Source organism: Komagataeibacter europaeus LMG 18890, assembly GCF_000285295.1.
GTDB lineage: Bacteria > Pseudomonadota > Alphaproteobacteria > Acetobacterales > Acetobacteraceae > Komagataeibacter > Komagataeibacter europaeus.
The window spans coordinates 1-1,907 of record NZ_CADP01000247.1; the positions used below are offsets into that span (position 1 = coordinate 1).

The 1,907-nt window shown below is 51.4% G+C and carries 2 protein-coding genes and 1 pseudogene; 2 read left to right on the forward strand and 1 reads right to left on the reverse strand.

The window, feature by feature from the left end:
* A partial coding sequence (locus tag GEU01_RS27175; RefSeq protein WP_019087607.1) for a transposase occupies positions 1-331 on the forward strand: 331 nt, incomplete at its 5' end.
* Positions 332-442: 111 nt separating this feature from the next.
* On the opposite strand, the gene GEU01_RS21240 is transcribed toward GEU01_RS27175, so the two are convergent.
* Entirely contained in the window at positions 443-880 is a 438-nt protein-coding gene (locus tag GEU01_RS21240; RefSeq protein ID WP_232272656.1) for a DUF1311 domain-containing protein, read from the reverse strand.
* A 261-nt stretch (positions 881-1,141) separates the two neighbouring features.
* Here GEU01_RS21240 and GEU01_RS27180 point away from each other — a divergent pair.
* Positions 1,142-1,907, forward strand: a pseudogene (locus GEU01_RS27180) (IS5 family transposase); the annotation flags it as partial.

Genomic DNA, 1,907 nt, shown 5'->3' on the forward strand with positions numbered 1-1,907 from the left:
ACTGCAGGAAAAGGGCATTGATCCGCTGGTCGCCATTGGACGGCCCTGTGCCCGCAGACCTTACGACTTCCGACCCCAGCCCGCAGGAAGGGAGCCACGCCGGATAACCGAACCCTGGCGGCTTGCCATGAAGGACAGGCTGGAAACTACAGAAGCCGGAGATGTTTACAGACTACGCAAACAGACCGTGGAGCCGGTCTTTGGAATTATCAAAAGCATCATGGGCTTCAGAAGGTTCAGCCTGCGTGGCCTTGCAAAAGTCACGACCGAATGGACCCTCGTTGCACTCGCATATAACTGCAAAAGAATGGCACGGCTTCACGCAGCATAAGCCGGGTCAGCCTCGGCGTTATCAGCCGCAAAATGCCCAACCCGACAGGCTGCTAGGGATATTAGGAGTACGAAAATGATGAAAATTTTCTTTTCCTGTACAATAAACAATCTACTTAGATGGTAAATCAGGAAATACATCTTCAAGAAGTTTGGCGCGCCTGTAATTCAACTCAGCAACACATGTATACAGCCTTGCGTCCAACCCGATACCAATTACAGGACCACCCAGCGATCTCATGAAATTGCAATGAACCTCACGATACTTCAGGAATTCCTGTTTGTCCTTGATAAAATTGCTTTTGGCCGTCGCGATAAACTGATCATCCACATCCCATCGGGACATTACTGTGTTCATGCGCGTTTCAGCCTGCGCCAACACTTTCTGACTTTCATCGCGTTTCTTCCGCAGGCAGTCATGTATCCCTGCCATCGAAAATTCACTACACTCGTCATATAACTCCTTTTCTGTCGGAGTTGTAGACGCATCATCTGCTCTGGCTATTGTTGACAGACAGGTAGCCAGACTGAGCCCAAGAATAATCTTCATCCATATAGGAAAATTATGACGGACCAGTAAATTTTCGCACACAATCTAGCACTACAGTTGCAGTTTGGTTTCCGGCCTAGAAAGATGAAGAATTTGCGGTTTTTCTCGATGTAGACCGTCTGAAATTCGAGCTTTCTGGAAAGCACGGAAACCATGAACAATTAACGAACAAAACAAACTGCAACTGTAGTGCTAGGTTTCGTGGACAAAGGTTGACAGTAACGTCCATGATTGATTCAAAGCTGCCTTTTGGAGGCGTTGTTGGGCGAGCGAATTGGGCTTTCGGACGAGGAATGGGCCATCATCGGGGCGCTGCTTCCGCCTGAGAGGGGTCGTGGCTGCCGTCCTGCGCAAGACAATCGTCTGTATTTCGAAGGCATGATGTGGATTGCCCGAACCGGATCGCAGTGGCGCCACCTGCCTGATGATTATGGCAAGTGGAACAGCGTGTTCCGACGCTACCGACGATGGGTGACGACAGGCGTGTTCGATGCGATGCTCGAAACCTTGGCTGAAATGGTCGAGCGGGATACCACTGCCGACATGATCGACAGCACGGTGGTCCGGGCACATCATTGTGCTATCGGTATAAAAAAGGGACACAGGAAACCGAGGCGCTTGGCCGATCGCGCGGTGGTTTCACCACCAAACTGCACGCCCGATGCGACGCCAGGGGACGCCCTCTCGGTTTTGTCCTGACGCCGGGACAGACCCACGATATTCAGGGTTTCGGCCCGCTGTTCCGCATGATCGCTGACAAGATCGAGGCGTTACTGGCAGACAAAGGTTACGATGCCGACCTCATTCGCGAGGAACTTGCCAAGGCCGAAATCGAAGCCGTCATCCCGAGCAAAAGCAACCGTCGCAATCCTGTACCTCATGATAAAACCAAATATCGCTGGCGCAATCTCGTCGAGCGCCTGTTCAACAAACTCAAGAACTGGCGACGCGTTGCCACCCGATATGACAAAACCAAGGAATCATATCTTGGCTTCGTCAGTCTCGTGTCAGCACTCCAGTGGATACC